The sequence below is a fragment of the Acinetobacter sp. GW821-FHT01C12 genome (genome assembly GCF_059422625.1).
Genome location: NZ_JBWKXD010000002.1, coordinates 1 through 17,758 on the forward strand (window position 1 = coordinate 1; position 17,758 = coordinate 17,758).

The 17,758-nt window shown below is 37.0% G+C and carries 16 protein-coding genes; 3 read left to right on the plus strand and 13 right to left on the minus strand.

Annotation, left to right across the window (positions count from 1 at the left end; all coding sequences use genetic code 11):
- From AC07WY_RS05680 to AC07WY_RS05705, 6 genes are all read right to left on the minus strand, one after another.
- Nucleotides 1-1,638: Ig-like domain-containing protein (locus tag AC07WY_RS05680; protein ID WP_494735932.1), on the minus strand; the 1,638-nt coding region annotated here is incomplete at its 3' end.
- 610 nt (nucleotides 1,639-2,248) lie between these two features.
- Complete coding sequence (gene lptB, locus AC07WY_RS05685; RefSeq protein WP_151803313.1) at nucleotides 2,249-2,992, minus strand: LPS export ABC transporter ATP-binding protein; 744 nt, start codon at nucleotides 2,990-2,992, stop codon at nucleotides 2,249-2,251.
- Nucleotides 2,992-3,534, minus strand: coding sequence for a lipopolysaccharide transport periplasmic protein LptA (lptA, locus tag AC07WY_RS05690; protein ID WP_085942773.1), 543 nt, complete (start codon nucleotides 3,532-3,534; stop codon nucleotides 2,992-2,994). The genes lptB and lptA overlap by 1 nt, the downstream gene beginning before the upstream one ends.
- Nucleotides 3,535-3,544: 10 nt before the next feature.
- Entirely contained in the window at nucleotides 3,545-4,090 is a 546-nt protein-coding gene (gene lptC, locus AC07WY_RS05695; RefSeq protein WP_004822582.1) for an LPS export ABC transporter periplasmic protein LptC, read from the minus strand.
- Nucleotides 4,091-4,129: 39 nt separating this feature from the next.
- Complete coding sequence (locus AC07WY_RS05700) at nucleotides 4,130-4,669, minus strand: KdsC family phosphatase (RefSeq protein WP_262086449.1); 540 nt, start codon at nucleotides 4,667-4,669, stop codon at nucleotides 4,130-4,132.
- 3 nt (nucleotides 4,670-4,672) lie between these two features.
- Nucleotides 4,673-5,665, minus strand: coding sequence for a KpsF/GutQ family sugar-phosphate isomerase (locus AC07WY_RS05705; RefSeq protein WP_494735933.1), 993 nt, complete (start codon nucleotides 5,663-5,665; stop codon nucleotides 4,673-4,675).
- Between the two features lie 197 nt (nucleotides 5,666-5,862).
- Between AC07WY_RS05705 and cysS the strand changes: the two genes are divergently transcribed.
- Nucleotides 5,863-7,284, plus strand: coding sequence for a cysteine--tRNA ligase (cysS, locus tag AC07WY_RS05710; protein ID WP_004822587.1), 1,422 nt, complete (start codon nucleotides 5,863-5,865; stop codon nucleotides 7,282-7,284).
- 322 nt (nucleotides 7,285-7,606) lie between these two features.
- The gene (locus tag AC07WY_RS05715) at nucleotides 7,607-8,227 is read left to right on the plus strand and encodes a TetR/AcrR family transcriptional regulator (protein ID WP_262086451.1); all 621 of its coding nucleotides are present in this window, start codon (nucleotides 7,607-7,609) and stop codon (nucleotides 8,225-8,227) included.
- A gap of 46 nt (nucleotides 8,228-8,273) precedes the next feature.
- On the opposite strand, the gene AC07WY_RS05720 is transcribed toward AC07WY_RS05715, so the two are convergent.
- The 7 genes from AC07WY_RS05720 to AC07WY_RS05750 all read right to left on the minus strand — a co-directional run bounded on the left by AC07WY_RS05720 (nucleotide 8,274) and on the right by AC07WY_RS05750 (nucleotide 16,441).
- A complete protein-coding gene (locus AC07WY_RS05720; RefSeq protein ID WP_004822592.1) occupies nucleotides 8,274-9,224 on the minus strand; it encodes a LysR family transcriptional regulator in 951 nt (316 codons plus the stop codon).
- Between the two features lie 146 nt (nucleotides 9,225-9,370).
- A complete protein-coding gene (locus AC07WY_RS05725) occupies nucleotides 9,371-10,198 on the minus strand; it encodes an SDR family oxidoreductase (RefSeq protein WP_262086452.1) in 828 nt (275 codons plus the stop codon).
- A gap of 182 nt (nucleotides 10,199-10,380) precedes the next feature.
- Complete coding sequence (locus tag AC07WY_RS05730) at nucleotides 10,381-11,637, minus strand: acyl-CoA dehydrogenase family protein (protein WP_494735934.1); 1,257 nt, start codon at nucleotides 11,635-11,637, stop codon at nucleotides 10,381-10,383.
- A 32-nt stretch (nucleotides 11,638-11,669) separates the two neighbouring features.
- Nucleotides 11,670-12,920, minus strand: a complete 1,251-nt coding sequence (locus AC07WY_RS05735; protein WP_494735935.1) for an SfnB family sulfur acquisition oxidoreductase — start codon at nucleotides 12,918-12,920, stop codon at nucleotides 11,670-11,672.
- Nucleotides 12,921-13,151: 231 nt separating this feature from the next.
- On the minus strand, nucleotides 13,152-14,543 hold the full coding sequence (locus AC07WY_RS05740) for an LLM class flavin-dependent oxidoreductase (RefSeq protein WP_262086455.1): 1,392 nt from the start codon (nucleotides 14,541-14,543) through the stop codon (nucleotides 13,152-13,154).
- A 298-nt stretch (nucleotides 14,544-14,841) separates the two neighbouring features.
- A complete protein-coding gene (locus AC07WY_RS05745) occupies nucleotides 14,842-15,750 on the minus strand; it encodes a DMT family transporter (RefSeq protein ID WP_262086456.1) in 909 nt (302 codons plus the stop codon).
- Nucleotides 15,751-15,940: 190 nt separating this feature from the next.
- Nucleotides 15,941-16,441 carry a YaiI/YqxD family protein gene (locus tag AC07WY_RS05750; protein ID WP_171066881.1) on the minus strand — a complete coding sequence of 167 codons (501 nt, stop codon included), beginning with the start codon at nucleotides 16,439-16,441 and terminating at the stop codon, nucleotides 15,941-15,943.
- A gap of 245 nt (nucleotides 16,442-16,686) precedes the next feature.
- Between AC07WY_RS05750 and AC07WY_RS05755 the strand changes: the two genes are divergently transcribed.
- Nucleotides 16,687-17,616, plus strand: coding sequence for a hypothetical protein (locus AC07WY_RS05755; protein ID WP_004822598.1), 930 nt, complete (start codon nucleotides 16,687-16,689; stop codon nucleotides 17,614-17,616).
- The last annotated feature ends 142 nt before the right edge of the window (nucleotides 17,617-17,758 follow it).

Here is a 17,758-nt window from a genome sequence, read left to right on the forward strand (position 1 = left end):
CACTGCTTGACCTGCTGTGACTGGTGTACCCAAAGTCAACACCACGGTAGAGCCATTCACTGTAACACCGGTTACAGGTACAACTTGACCGTCTACAGTCACTGTGAAGTTACCAGCAACGGGTGGATGTAATGGATCAAGGGTTTCACTGTAGTTAAGGGTTAATTGTGTTCCTGTACTATCCACATGCGAAGATTGGAATTGTGGATTTGTGACATCACCTGCTGTAATTTCAATCGCTTTTGGATTACCAGCACCATCTGTCACAGTGACTGTAATTTTTTCACCATCTGTAAGTGGTCGGGTTAACTGAATGTTATCAACAATACCATTCCCCGTTGCCGTTCCTGTTCCAATCACATTGCCTGAACTATCTGTGATTTTAACTTGACCTATTTCATTTGAAGTAACTTCAACATGGGTCGCATCTTGAATGGTTGTAGTGATCACTGGTGCAGTTACATCACCTGCAGTAATTTCAATCGTTTTTGGATTACCAGCATCATCTGTCACAGTGACCGTAACTTTTTCACCATCTGTAAGTGGTCGGGTTAACTGGATATTATCAACTGTGTTATTGCCGGTGATTGTACCCACACCAATTACATTACCATGACTATCCGTGATTTTAACTTGACCGGCTTCATTAGAAGTAACTTGAATATGGGTTGCATCTTGAATTGTTGTACTAATATTTGGCGGTGTTACATCACCTACTGTAATTACTTTTTCTGTTTGATTACCTGCAGCATCAATAACATCAACAATAATCTTACTGCCGTCAGTTAAAGGTGTATTTAAATCAACTATTAATTTTCCATCAGGACCAATTACACCCTCAGCAATTATTTGCCCTGCTTCATTTTTAATTATAACTTTACTACCAGGTTCATTTGAATTGACCTGAATAGTATCATTATCAATAATATTTATTTCGACTTCAGGTTTTGTAACATCACCCACATTTATTGTTTCAGTTGTTTTATTCCCTGCATTATCTGTTGCTGTAATAGTAATTTTTTCATTATCAACCAAAGGTCTTGTTAAATTAATTTCAAGCGCACCTGCTTGATTTAGTTGTCCTGATCCAATTATTTTACCACTCGCATCGACTATTGTAATTTTACTTGCTTCATCTGTAGTGATTTTAATTTTCTGATTATCTAAAATATCATAACTTAGTTTTGGTCCTGTTTTATCACCATTTCCCGAATGGTTTGAACCACCACTTCCTCCTGACGCTGCTGCAATACCGATCACTCCTGCTCCAGCTGCAATCCATGCCCAAGCTGGTGCAACAGAATGATCACCAACTAAGTATTCTTGAAAATCGGTAATCCCTAAATAATCAATTTTAGTTACTGTACCACTCTCATCAAATTCAAGAAAGTTAAGTAAATAATGCTTTCCATCTGAAGTTTCTATTGTAAATTCTTTTGGTTTTTCACCGATAAAGAAATCATCAATTACAACTTTTTCTCCATTTTGTAAATAAACCTCCAAATTATTATTAACTTTTACAATCTTAGCTATTTCTGCGCTATCAAGATTTACTTTATACACTGAGTAGTGTTTATTAACTAAATCTTGAGTAAGAACTTTAGCTGTTCCTTTTTCATAAATAGTGATGTTTTTCATAATATTTTTCCGTCTTATAATTTACTGTTATGCAAAAAAGATAAATAAGTGAGATAAATTTCACAAGTGTATATTTTTAATATTAAAATCACATATACATATAAAAAACAGTGCTTGTCTATAATAGCTAAATGATTGATCTTTTTAAAACCATTACTTTGTGATGCAATTATCATTTAATTAAAATCTTACTTGTTTATTTTACCAATTTATTGCGATTAAATTTAATTATCACTTTATATTCATTACTGACATTACCAATGATCACTTTTATAAATTTATTTAAATTTTATTAATAGTCTTACCTTTTTAAAACAAAATACTCTATTATTCCCATACTACTCATAGCGTTTAAAAATAATAAATTCCCATTTAATTTTTATGGGTATTATAGAAACTTAAGAATTCAACTTAGATTAAATTTTAAACAAAACATGTAACACATTTCTCTATATGTGAATAGCATCACATTAAAACTATGTTGTTAAATTTAAATGAAATAATAATTAATAAAATATTGAATCAAAATTGGAATTTTTAAAATTTGGGTCTCAAAAAATAAAAAAAAGATGAAGGGGAAGTCCTTCATCTTTTTAAAAACGCTGAGTCGTTAGACAGTAAAATCATCACCCAAATACACTTGGCGCACGGTTTCATCTGCCAACACTTCTTCTGGCGTACCTTCCGCAATCACAGCACCTTCACTCACAATATAAGCATGCTCACAAATCGCTAAAGTTTCACGAACATTATGGTCGGTAATCAAAACCCCGATGCCACGATCTTTTAACTGGCGAATAATATCTTTAATATCACCTACCGAGATTGGATCGACACCTGCAAAAGGTTCATCCAAAAGCATAAATTTTGGATCAGCTGCAAGTGCGCGTGCAATCTCTGCACGACGGCGCTCACCACCTGACACACTCATTCCAAGAGAATCTTTAATATGGGTGATTTTAAAATCTTCCAATAATTCTTTGAGACGTTGTTGACGCTGCTGTTTATCTAAGTCTTTACGTGTTTCAAGGATGGCCATGATATTTTCAGCAATGGTTAACTTTCTGAAAATTGAAGCTTCCTGTGGAAGATAACCAATTCCTTTACGTGCACGCTGATGCATAGCTAAATCAGAAATATCTTCATTATCAAGATGAATTTCGCCCTTATCCATTCGCACCAAACCAACGACCATATAGAAACTGGTGGTTTTACCCGCACCATTCGGCCCAAGCAAACCCACAATTTGTCCACTTTGCATACTGAATGAAACGTCTTTGACCACCCAACGTTTACTATAAACTTTTGCTAAATGTTTGATACAAAGCACTTGAGGCTGATTTGATGCTGTCATTAATCACGCGCTCCGGGGAAAGACTTGGTACTATTTGGCGGGATAATAATTTGTACACGTCCTTTCGCTGAACCTGTGCTATTTGAACTACCAGAAGCTTCAATATCGCCTTTGTTCATACTGTATTTTAATGAACTACTGCGAATACTTGCTCCATCTTGATATAGATAAGCATTACCAATTAAATTAATAATACCTGTTTCGGCATTATAAATAATTTTTTGTGCTTCTCCACGAGCAACACCCTTAGCCGTATCAACTTGTTGTTGAAACTTTGCGGGCCCCCCAGTGGCAGTAATGGTACTAATTTGCTTATTCTTATTCAATTGAGCCACAATTGAAGCAGCTTGAAGCTTCATTGTACCTTGCTCAATGATAACATTACCAGTATATGTCGTTACACCCGCAGCTTCATTATAGGTTGCTTTATCTGCAACCAATGAGATTGGCTGATTACGATCTGACGGTAATGCAAATGCTGCTGCAGACAAGCCCATTAAACCGGCAGTGCAGATCGCTTTTATTAGGAAAGATTGTTTCATTAAAAAAGGCTTAGTTAGGTACATACTTTCCTCGAATATGTGCAAATTCATATTGACCTTGGTTTAAATCAGCTTTTAAACCCTGACTAATAAATTCTGCATCAGGTGCATTAACAGTCACTTGGTGAGTCGTTTCAAACTGACGTATTTTAGGATACCCTGTTAACTCGTCTGTCTGAAATTCCATGGTCCCTCGTTCACCAATCTTGGTCGCTTTAACTTGTCCAGATAAAACGACTTTTTCATTGTCATTAAATCCTCGTGCTTGTTTTGCAAAAAAAGTTGAATCAACTTTATTTTGATGAAACATCGAAGCATTGAGGTTACTCAGTGTTGAAGTTTTTCTTTGTAAATCTTGTTCTAAACGATCCACTTGAGCACGAACATAAAGATTACCCTTTTCATCTGTTTGGACCAACTGGATACCCTCAGCAGTATACGTCATGCTTTTGGCTGAATTCGCATCCAACTTTTTGCCTTTCCCACTGTAATAGTAATAGCCACCACTGATTGCCGCGATGACAACTGCAGTCACATATAAAACCTTAGTATCCATAAGTTACATTCAACATTTGATCAATCTGAATTTACGCTATTAATGCGGTATAGCTGTATATTTTTCAAGTAATTCTTGGTAAGTGCCTTTAGCCATCATCAACATATCACAGACTTCACGTACAGCTCCACGCCCACCCATCGCCTGAGTGACTAAATCTGCTCGGCGCCGCACTTCTACATGCCCATTGGGAACAGTGACTTTCATCCCTGCAATTGCAAAGGCAGAAAGATCTGGCCAATCATCGCCCATATATAAACAGTCTTCAGGATCTAAATTGAATTGAGCACAGGCTTCTTTAAGTGCAGCACCTTTGTCTTCACGACCTTGAAAGACCAAATCCACGCCAAGATCAGCCATACGTTTTTCAACAATATTGCTTTTACGTCCTGTGATAATGATGACTTTAATTCCAGATTTTTGCACCAGCTTCATGCCTAATCCGTCGCGAATATCAAAAGATTTAATTTCATCCCCTGTATTGGTCAACGTCACAAAACCATCACTCAAAATTCCATCTACATCTAAAACCAATGCTTCAATATGACGCGCTTGTTCCAGTAAAACATAAGAAGCCATTGATTAATTTACTCCAGCTTGAATCAGGTCATGCATACTAATTACACCAATCACTTTATTGGCATCATCAACGACAATAAATTGACTAATTTTCTTTTCATTCATTTTTTCTAAAACTTCAACTGCACGTGCTTCTTTAGAAATGGTTGAAGGATTTTGAACCATGACCGCGGATACAGGCAAGTTCACATCAAAACCTTGTTGTCTATCAATTAAACGGCGTAAATCACCATCGGTAAATATGCCCAATAAGGTGTCATTTTCATCGACAACAGTGGTTAAACCTAAACGCTTATTGGAAATTTCATACAAAACTTTATTCATTGGTGTATCAGGAAATACTTTTGGTAAATCAGTGCCTGTACGCATCAAATGTTTTACATGTAACAACAATCGTTTACCCAATGCACCAGCAGGATGTGACATTGCAAAATCATCTGCAGTAAAACCACGTGCATCTAATAACGCCACAGCCAGTGCATCGCCCAATACCAATGTTGCAGTAGTACTCGAGGTGGGTGCCAAACCTAATGGACATGCTTCTTTAATATTTCCAAGTGTCAACGCAACATCTGCATTTTGTGGCATAGGTCCTTTGTCATCACCACTGATGGTGATCAAAGGCACTTCCAAATACTTAATCAGTGGCATCAACATCATAATCTCATCACTCTTTCCAGAGTTTGAAATTGCAATCAACACATCACCTTTGACCAACATTCCCAAATCACCATGTCCGGCTTCACCAGGATGCATAAAGAATGAAGGTGTACCTGTTGATGCGAAAGTTGCTGCCATTTTCCGCCCAATATGCCCAGATTTCCCCATCCCCGTAATCACTAAACGACCTTGGCACTGTAAAATAATTTCACATGCGCGCGTAAAGCGTTCATCAATTTGAGCCGCTAAAATCTCTATGGCATGTTCTTCAATGCGTAAAGTTTCAAGTGCAACTTTTTGAAAATCAACTTGATTTGATTTATTTTCAGGATTCAAAATGGGCTAACCTTAACTCTATAAAGAGTTTTGAATATCGAATGGAATATTTTTGCTATTTTAGCATAGCAATACAATAGGCTGCTTTCCTAAATGTATAAATTTCATTTTCTTAGAAAAATAACGTATAAAACTTTATGAAATATGGAGCTTAGGTTAAGATTAATCATCATTTTGTTGAAGCCTTTAGAAAACCTATGCAACCATTTGTTCTTTACAACTCTGAGCAACGAAAAAAAGTTGAATTTGTTCCCCGTAAAGAAGGACATATCGACATGTATGTGTGCGGTATGACAGTTTATGATTACTGTCATATAGGCCATGCTCGGGTGATGGTTGCTTTTGACTACATTATTCGTTTTTTACGTAGTCAAGGTTGGAATGTTAAATACGTTCGTAACATCACAGATATCGATGACAAAATTATTGCGCGTGCCAATGAAAATAGCGAAAGCATTACAGCTTTGACCGATCGTTTTATCAAGGCGATGAATGATGATGCCGAAAATTTAGGATGCTTAGCACCTGATGAGGCACCCCGCGCAACAGATTATATCGATCAAATGCAGAATATGATTGGTAACCTTGTCAATAAAGGCACGGCTTACCCTTCTGCAAATGGCGATGTCTATTTTGAAGTTGAAAAATTTAAGAACTATGGCCGACTTTCGGGACGTAAACTTGACGATATGCAAGCTGGCGCTTCTGAACGTGTTGATGTTGAAGTTGAGAAAAAGCATCCATTTGACTTTGTGCTATGGAAACATGCTAAAGAAAATGAGCCTTCATGGGCTTCACCTTGGGGCAATGGCCGTCCAGGTTGGCATATTGAATGTTCAGCAATGTCAACTTGCTGCTTAGGCAATCATTTCGATATTCATGGTGGCGGTTCAGATCTTTTATTCCCACATCATGAAAATGAAATCGCGCAATCAGAAGCTGCAACAGATGAACAATATGTAAACTACTGGATGCATGTTGGCTTTATTAATGTCGATGGCGAAAAAATGTCTAAATCTTTAGGCAACTTTTTTACCATTCGTGATGTGATGGAGAAATTCCATCCTGAAGTGATTCGTTATTTTATTGTGTCATCACACTATCGTAGCCCTGTAAACTTCTCGGACTTTGCACTAAAAGAAGCAAAAACTACGCTTTCTCGTTTTTATCATGCATTTAAAGCGTATCAACAAGTCTATGGCAATAAAACCACAGACCTGTTAGATGAAACGCTCGTCGAGCGCTTTAATTCAGCAATGCGTGATGACTTCAATACATCTGAAGCAATTGCAGTTTTATTCGAAATTATTAAAGAATTAAATCGTGCGGTTAAAGAAGAGAATGCAGCGCAATCTACGCTTTATTATTCTACTTTACGCCACTTGACCAATATCCTTGGCTTGGTTCAATACAATGTAGATGACTTTTTAAAATCAGACATTGGTCAAGAAGCACTTGGCTTATCCGAGGCTGATATTGAAGATTTCATTCAACAACGTGTTGATGCCAAGAAAAATAAAGACTTTGCCCGTGCAGATGAAATCCGTCAGTCTTTGCTTGCTCAAGGTGTAGTACTGGAAGATACACGTCAAGGTACCATTTGGCGCCGCGCGGATTAATTTCTAAGAGCTTTATTAAAAAGAAAAACCTGATCAAATGATCAGGTTTTTTTGTAAAGTCGTTGCTAACTAAATATGTTTTTAAACGGTACATCTCTTACAGTTTCTTTATATTCATCTTATGACCATACTTAAGTTTAGTTTTATAAATTGTTCGTTGAAATTTTATCTCTCCTAATTTACTTATATAAAAGCTAAATTATTAAATACATTAAAAAAATAAATATTTTATTGAATATGATGGACTATAGTTTTATTGAATCAGCGAAATAGCTGATATACTCTGAGTCCAGTTCTTCATCAGCGGTTTTGGATCAATAGAATGAGTTCAGTGCGCCAACAGAATTTTCTTCTTCGCAAAGAGAAAATTTTAGCAATGGCAGAAACCTTATTGCTTGATAATAATCAGGATATTACGTTAAGTGAGCTTGCTGCTGAACTTGATATCGCAAAAGGAACGATCTATAAACATTTTAAAAGTAAAAACCAGCTGTATCTTGAACTGATAATCTTGAATGAAAAACGACTTTTAGATATTTCTAAAGCCTATCATCACGATATTAAAATCTATGTATCCGAATACATGTTATATAACATGTTAAATTCGAATCGAACAATTTTACTGCATGTGATTGAAGAGCGTTTAACCAATAATGAACGTAAACTCAAAGACTTATTCGAAGATCTTTATAGCATACGTGAGCAACGTATTTTAGAAATTAAAGATCTTTTCGGAGCACATCTCAAAGCCTTAAACAGTAGTATGTCAATCCGTGATTACTTGTCTTATATCTGGACAGTGACTTATGGCGCATCATTATTGTTAAATTCTACGCACTATCAAAAGTCTATTGGCTCTCGTGAACGCTTAATCAAACTCTATGTCAATCAAGCATTGATGACACCTGATAAGCTAACCGATTCAGAGCATCAAGCAAATTAATCTTAAAAGGATAACTGTTCTTAAGCTATTTAGTTTAAAAAATCCTCTAAACTTCAGGCTGATCGCCATGGCTTAATAACTGACTAGGTAAAGGCATTGAGTTCACCTGACTAAAAATCTCATAACACATATGTCTTAACCACTGATGGCTGGTTTTATGGTGACATGACATATGCCAATACTGCTTAATCGAATAAGTCGGAAACGAAATTGGTGCTGGAAAAATTTGTAAGTTTCCTCGTGACAACAAGACTTCGCTCAAATAATAAGGAACGGTTGCAATCGAGTCAGTATCTTGCACCACTAAGCCAACACCAAGATAACTCGGAATACGCATCAATACATTACGCTTTAAGTCCAAATTTAACAGCTCATTGGCGATGTGATAATGCCCCACCCCTGCATCAATATCGATGTGTGATTCACTCAAATACTGCTCAACGGTCATGCTTTGTTGAGTTAATCGTGGATGATCTTTAGATGCAATCACCACATAAAATTGTTCGAATAATTTTTGTTGATAGAAACCATTTTCTAATTGCGGTAAAAAACCAATCGCCAAATCAATTTCACCATTTGCCATCTGATAACTGGTTTCAGAGGTGATGGCACGAACATTTAATTTGACATGCGGTGCATGTGCTTTGAGATATTGAGAAATTTTAGGCAATAAAACTAAGTGAGAAACATCCGTCATCGCAACTGTAAATTGTTGCTGAGATGCTGTTTCATCAAAATCCACACTAAAATTATTAATAATTTCAACTTTACTCAGTGCTTCACTGATCAAAGGATAAAGTTGTTTAGATAATTCTGTAGGCACCATTTCATTACCAATCCGTAAAAATAACGGATCGTTATAATGAACACGAATTTTGTTCAGAATATTGCTTACTGTAGGTTGGCTCATCGCTAAATGATCTGCGGCAACAGAAACACTTTTAAACTTGTAGATATAGTAAAAAATACTGAGCAACTTACAATCTAACTCATACACGAAATTACATCTCACTCATTTTTTAGATTCAATATTATATCTTCTGCTTTTTTATAAAAATTTCCAATGTTTTAATGTACCGATTTTAAACAATCAAACTAGGATTTTAAAATCGGTACGAATTATTGGCGCGATCCGCTCAGCAATTATTCTTTAACAAACAAATCTACCATCAACTCATCCTCTGAATCAGCATAGCGATATTCAGAAAAATCTGTAATACCCGACTCTCGTAGGATTTCTTCATCAATCAACAAACGTCCTGTTAAAGCACGTTTCTCACTGTTTAAAATACGATAAGCGGCGTCTGCCATAATGTTCGGTTTACGAGCTCTGCTAAATAATTGCTTACCGCCTAAAGAAAACTCAATTGCAGCTGTGGCAATAATCGTTCTCGGCCAAAGTGAATTTACACTTACGCCAAAACTGGCAAACTCTTGATTCATCCCTAAAGTCAGCATACTCATACCATATTTAGTAATGGTATAAGGCGCATAGCTGGCAAACCATTTTTCATCCAAGTTTAACGGCGGTGAAAGATTTAAAATATGTGGATTGTCACTGTTTTTTAAGTACGGTAACGCAGCTTGACTACATACCATCACAGCACGTGTATTAATCTGATACATTAAATCGAAACGGTTTGGATCAAGCGTCTCTACGCCAGACAGTTTAATCGCACCAGCATTGTTAATTAAAATATCAATTCTACCGAAATGCGCTGCTGCTTGTTTCATGGCAAGCGCAACCGCATCTTGATCACGTACATCCAGTTGAAGTGCTAAAGCTTGACCACCTGCCGCCTCAACTTCTTGAGCAACAGTAAAAATCGAGCCTCCTAATTTAGGATGCTCTTGTGTAGATTTTGCAGCAATCACAATGTTCGCACCATCTTGTGCAGCTTTTAGTGCAATCTCTCGCCCTATTCCTCGGCTTGCACCGGTAATAAAAAGTGTTTTTCCTTTAAGCGACATGATTTCCTCGTTGTATTTGTTTTTTGCTGTACTAATCTACTTAACTTTATTTTCTCCTCATAGTACCAAATCTGCCATTTTGTATACTCATGAGTACAATAATTATTATTCTTTATGGTCCTTATAAAAATCAAAAGCTTGCATACGCAAGCCTTGAACTAAAGGTGATTAAAATTTAAATTTTAGGCAACGCCAACTTTTGGGCTTGTTCCAATTTGCCAAACAAATGGCAATGGTTCACGATTGACTTCCCAATCACCAATCACTTTTTCCTTATATACGACTGGATTATGTGAAGATACGACCCGCGCATTGCGCCAGAAGCGATCAAGTTGTTTTGTGGTGGTACTTGCAGATGCGCCAAGCGCATTAAACAACTTACTGGTTAAATCCAAGACTAAATCAGAAATAACCACCTGCCCTTGTGCCGCTTCTAATTCAGCATCATTATTTGCTTGAATATTTTTTACTTCGGATTCACTAAAGTGACTGATATATGCACGCTGTAAAGCTTCTGCTGTTTGCGTGGTAATGCTTTCACTTGCATAGGCTTGTGCGGAAGCCTTACCAATCACTTGTAAAATTTGTGGATCATTACGTACTAAATCAGCATTGCCATGACTAAAAATACGATCACGCTTTTGTACTTCATGAATAAATGTTGCAACTGCTGACTGTGCAATCCCCGATAAGGTCGCCAAATGAATCACTTGGTAGAACGCAGTCTGATATTTAAAACGTTGCTCAAAGGGCAAAATATGGTCTGCTTCGACTGCAACATTGCTTAATGTTAAAGTGCCACTTCCCGTGGTTTTTTGACCGAAACCATCCCAATCATCCTGTACTTCAACCCCAGAAGCATGTCGAGAAATCGCAGCAATAACATGCTGATCCGTACGTTCATCATAGGCAAATAAATCAACCCAATCCGCAAAGATTGTGCCTGTTGAATAGTACTTTTTCCCATTGACCAGCAATTGATTATTATTTTGAGTTACTCGGGTAATCACATCACCAATTTTTACATGGCCGATCTCAGTCCATGCATTCCCCACCAAATCACCTTGGACAAAACGTTTAAACCATAATTCTTGATTCTTAAACTTATGTGCATTTAATCGATCTTCAACAAAAGCGAAATGCCCCCGCAATGCTTGCACAATATTTGAATCGGCCTTTGCAAGTTCAGTGAGCAATTGAAATAACTGAGGTAAAGATACCCCATCTCCACCAAACTTGACTGGTACACGTAATGCACCAAAACCTGCATGTTTTAACCAGTCTATTTGCTCGTACGGCAATATACGCTGTTGCTCGCGCTCAACGACACCTTGTGAAATCTTTTCAAAAATCGCACGATACTTTGACGCAACCTTCTCATAGTCTGCTGAGATTGATAAATCTTCAATAAAACGGTTTTGAATATCTAAGTTACCCATTTTTTCTCTCCATCTGTTGGTTATTTTTATTCTTAACTCCACGCATGGCGTGGTAAGTGAATGTTATTGAGATAATAATTACCGACTAAATTAAATTTCCAACGTACAGGATCATGCAAAGTATGAGTACGGGCATTACGCCAATGGCGATCTAAATTTAATTCAGACAATGTTGAACGAGTACCTGATAATTCAAATAATTTATTTGAAGCCAGAATGGCAATTTCAGTTGTTAATACCTTGGCTTCTGCAACCAGTAATGCCGCGTGATTAGCATTCTCTTCAGATGGATTGGCAATTGCTTGATCAATTGCATCACCAGCCAAGTCTAAAACAGCTTCGGCTGCACGTAATTTGATTTTTAACTCCCCTATACTTGCAATGGTATACGGATCATCGCTGGCTTTCTCTAAACCTGAGTCAATCCAAGGGCGTGAATGTAAGCGTACATATTGAATCGTTTCATCAATTGCACCACGAGCAATACCCGCATCTACTGCGGCTTGAATAAATTGAGAAATAGCACCTGCTGCTGTAGGTCTTTCAAAGGCTTTGTGAATCGGCACAATATATTTTTCATCGACTTGAACTTGTTTTAATAACACAGTTCCACTCGCTGTGGTTCTTTGTCCAAATCCAGACCAATCATTAACAATTTCTAGACCTGTACTGGTCCGTGGCGTTAAGGCAACCACAGGCAGCCCCCCTTCATTAACTGCTACGACAGGTACCCAATGTGCCAATAAAGCCCCTGTAGCAAAGAATTTTTGACCATTAATTTCATAGCCTTGGGCTGTTTTATGTATTTTGGTTTCTAAGTCAGCAACTGTCTTACTACCTTTTTCTGAAAACGCATTGCCCAAACGTCGGCCTTTTAAAATTTCAGCAAAGAAAAATTGTTGCTGCTCTGGACTGGCATCTAAACGGAGATGCTCAATAAAAGCCCAATGATTTTGAGCAATTTGCCCAAGTGAAGGATCTACACTAGAAATGGTCTTCACCACTTCCGCTAAAGTACGATATTTCACTTCAGCCCCACCAAATGCCTGAGGAATATTAATTCCCCATAAACCACTTTGTGAATAGAGCTGTATCTCCTCAAGCGGCAAACGACGTTCATAATCACGTTGCGATGCTTCTTTGGCAAACTCTTTGGCCAAATTTTTCGCTACTTGAATGGCTTCCGCATCCGATTGAATAACATGTGCATCATGATTCAATTCAAAAAATTGCAAAGGAACCGCTGTCTGAGAAGAAAAGTTTTTTTGGTTTAAATCCGTCATTGTTGTTACTCTTTTAAATAAGTATAGATTTAAACTAGCACTATTTTTTTATACTATTTATACGAATAAATGCATTTATTATTCAAAACAAAATCATAAATTTATCATTAAAATTCATAACTATTAAAATCATAAAAAAGCCCACATTATGTGGGCTGGACTCTAACTAATGAGCTCAATCAATATGCAATAAATAATTATTTAAAATGCATATTTAAAATTGAATTTAAACTAACTTGCTTGTGCCAATCTATCCGTATTCTCTTTGCGATATTGTGCGCCTCGATGATTCTCTGGCAAATAAGCACCTTGTTGAAATAGTTTTTCTCGTAGAGTCCCCTGACGATATTCTGTTTGATAAACACCACGACGTTGTAACTCAGGTACAATAAAATCTACAATATCAATAAAAGTTTGATGAGCAAGAATATAAGCTAAATTAAAACCATCGACATCGGTATCTTCTACCCATTGTTGTAACTCATCTGCAACCGTTTGTGCTGAACCGACCAATACAGGACCATTTCCCCCCACACTATTCCAATGGGCAATTTCTTCAATTGTCCAAATACGGTTAGGATCTGCATTGACATAAGCATCTAACATCGATTGAATCGCATTGGTTTCAATATACTCAACTTTATCATGCGGTTGATACTGTGAAAAATCCACACCAGACCAACCAGACACCAATGTCAATGCACCATCATAGCTTCCATAAGACTGATATTCTTTAAATTTCGCCTGTGCCTTTTGATCCGTTTCATCGGTTACAATTGACAATAAGCTATAAATTTTAACCGCATAAGGATCTCGCCCTTCCAGTTTTAATTTTTCACGAATACTTTGAACAATTTTCTTCGCTGCTATTTTTGACGGTGGCGCAATAAAAATACATTCGGCATTTTGGCTTGCAAATTTTTGTCCCCGAGCTGACGCACCTGCTTGGTATAGCACAGGCGTGCGTTGTGGCGAAGGTTCACAAATATGAATACCAGGGACTTTAAAGTATTTCCCCTCATGTAAAATGGGATGAACTTTTGTATGATCAGCAAAGATTCCAGCCTGCTTATCTCTTAAAACAGCATCATTTTCCCAAGACCCTTCCCACAGCTTATACAGCACTTCTAAATACTCATCGGCAACATCATAGCGATCATCATGATTTAATTGCGTAGTTAGCCCCAAGTTCTTAGAACCACTTTCCAAATAAGAAGTGACAATATTCCATCCCACCCGACCTTTGGTAAGATGATCTAATGTACTGATTCTTCGTGCAAAAGGATAAGGATGTTCAAAAGATATTGATGTCGTTACACCAAAACCTAAGTTCTGTGTTACCGCAGCCATCGCTGGGACAATTTGCAAAGGATCATTGACTGGGACTTGTACTGCACCTGTTAATGCATGTTCTGCACTGTGGTGGTAAACATCATATATCCCGAGTACATCCGCAATAAAAATGCCATCAAACACGCCCTTTTCCAAGATTTTAGCAAGGTCAGTCCAATACTCAATATCTTTATATTCTGTCGAACGATCTGAAGGATGACGCCATAGACCAGGAGATTGATGGGCAATACAATTCATTTCAAAGGCGTTAAAGCGGATCTGCTTCGTCATTTCTCTTCAACTCATTTTGGTTATTATTTTTATCCTATGCCATTTATCTTTATTCTTTTATCTCAATATCTTCAATTATTATCATGATTGCTTTTATCTAAAATGGTGAAGTAAATATACTATTTTATAAAAAGTGCTTTATTTAAAATGACTCATATTGGCTTTCATCATTTTGTAAGTATCATGATTAACTTAGTATAAAAATTAAAAACACATCTTATTTAAAAAGCATGAATCCAAACTTAGTTTAAGGTTAATCACGCAGCATAAAATCTAAAGACAAAAGAAAAATTCGATGCTAATTTTCAATCTTTTTAGCCAGCAATTGACGCGCTTTAAAATCTTTATAGAAGTATAAAATTAGTCCAGAGATCAAAACCGCCGCACCAATAAACACACTCATTGTCGGTTTTTCATTATTGAGCATCGCGCCTAAAAACATGGCAATCAACGGGGTCATCACAGTCGTCAATGACAAAGTCGTGGCTTTAATATTTTGCACCAATTTAAAATAACAAAACATCGCCAGTAATGAAGCCATCAATACGGTATAAATCAATGCTAATAATGATTTGGTTTCGGGAATATGCGTAGGTGCATACTGCCAAATAAAAGGAATAATACACATTGCAGCCAACGTAGAAACCAAGATTGAACCTGTTGCTTGCGCCATTGGAACGACATCTGCATTTACTTTTTTTACCCAAAAGATCGAAAAAGCATAGGTAAATACACTCATCAACATCAACAAGATTCCAACAGGATGCACATGTTGACTTGCCCCGCTACTGGTACAAATAATGGCGAGGCCAATAACAGCAACCAGCATCCCAAGCCATTGAATCCCCAATAATCTTTGACCAAAAACAAAACGACCAATAAGCCCTGCCATAATTGGAGCTAATCCAAACATCAAAGCAATAATACCTGAACTTAAATAACTGGTCGCAGCATAGGTAAAAATTTGCGAACCAATCAGACTAAATGAGCCTGCTAAATAACTATGTAAAGCAATTTTATTGTACGGTAATTTAACTTTTAAAATCAGCAATAGAATTAAAGCAATCGGCAAAGCAATAAAAAACCGCAAAACCAAAGCCCACATCATATGTAAATCTGCCACACTCCATACAATTGCCAAAGGCGTACTTGCCCAAATGAAGACCAATAAAATATAAGTCGTCATCAGGTTGGATTTGGAGGGCATATAGATTCCTAAATGACTGCTGGATGTGAATTAAAATGTGCTGGGTTTAAAAATGAATTTCTACATTGATCTTTGCAAATTCAATTAAATCTTAATCAAGCAATGTGAAGATCTATTGAAAAACGAGGTCGATTCATTCAAAAGGTGGAAAAAATCAGTCGCAGATGATTATTCAAAGCATGAGTTAAACTTATATCGAAGTCTTACGTTTCTGCTTGAGAATGGTTTGGTCTAAGCTACTCGAAAATTCACGTTTATCACGCTCAGAAATCGGTGGTGGCCCACCTGTTTGTACACCTGCACCACGCAAAGTATCCATAAAATCACGCAAATGTAAGCGAGCTTTGACATTGGCTGAAGTGTACACCTCTCCACGTGGGTGAATTGCCACACCGCCCTTTTCAATAACCTGTGCCGCTAAAGGGATATCCTGAGTAATCACAATATCATGCTCCCCCATACGATCAACAATTTCTTGGTCAGCTTGATCTGCACCCGACATTGCTTGAATTGAGTTGATCCGTACAGACGGCGTAATGCCCACAGGCTGATTTGCAACAAAAGTAACTTCTAATTGATAACGGTCTGATGCACGTAAGATCACTTCACGAAGAATTTTAGGTAAAGCATCTGCATCGACCCAAAGTTTAAATGGCAGCACACAACATCTCTGATAAAGATTTTTCAACATTTTAGCAAAATGCCGCTTCGCTGTCCTATGCATATTCTTTTATTTATCGCGCAAATTTTTAACGACTTTCAGATTCAATCAAACTTTGCATTTCACTTTTGGTGATTAAAAGTACAATTTCGGGTGTGGTTTATGGTAATTGAGTTTAATATTCTGGTTTTTCTTATGATTTTACATTTCAGGACTTGAAATCTAGCAATCACCCTCGATTTAATAGCATAAGAGAGGCATTTAAAATCGTGAAAATGAACAATCAAAACAGACCTGAAACAATTATCATAGAAGATCAGAATTTTGGTAGCCATGTCGAACATTGGAGTCTATTGACTGAAAATCCAACGTCCGAAGTGCCCAAATGGTTAGGTTTGGCTTTGGATGCACCAGTGATGCCCATGGGGCTTTGTTCAAAAGAATGCGATATGGATGTATCAACTTGGTTAATCCAAGGTCCAAGCGGTTCTTCTGTACAACTCTGTCAAGTGATTGATGTTGAGAATAACAAACCTAAAGCTGTAAAAACGGCTTTCCCAAGTTTTGAAAGTCCCTATCAATTAAATGCTTCTATTGACCGTATTATTACCTGTAAAACCAATACTCAAGCAGTACTTAGCTTAAAAGTAGGAACAAATAGCGTAGTTTATGCATTTGACAGCTTGTACAGTGTAAACGGCCATCAATATATGCAAGATCAGCAATATAAAGTTCAACTGAATGCATGGGCCTATGAACTTGAAAAAGTTTCTGACCATGAACAAATCATTGTTGATGATCCTGCTTCAATCAAACACCATCGTGCATTAAACGATATTCTGTCACAAAATAATGGTATTGCACCTGAGAACCTTCAAGAGCAAATTGATGCATGGGAAGCGAAGTCAGAAGATGATAAAGCGCCTGTTACTGTCGATTTTTCTAAAATGGTGGCATACCTCTATGGAGAAACGCTAGGGCAAGAAGATGAAGCTTGGTTTCAAGGTAAAGTGGTCGGTAAAACTCAAATGCAGTTTATGCAACAAGACTATACCCTTTATGATGTGACTTTAATTCTTGAAGAGAACCAACCCGCAATTTTAGTCCGTATCGCAACCAAGGATCCTGCTTTCAAAAATTTTGAAATTGGACAATATATTCGCGGTAATATCTGGATTCAAGCAAACATTTATTCTGCTGCTTGATTCAAAAAACACATGATCAGCATGATGGAAAACCCATCATGCTTTTTTATTACATGTTTTGTAACATTTCTATTATATCTAAATAGATGCTCTCACTTTTTATCTTTTTGAATTCAAATTTACCAGTTATCCACAGTTTAAA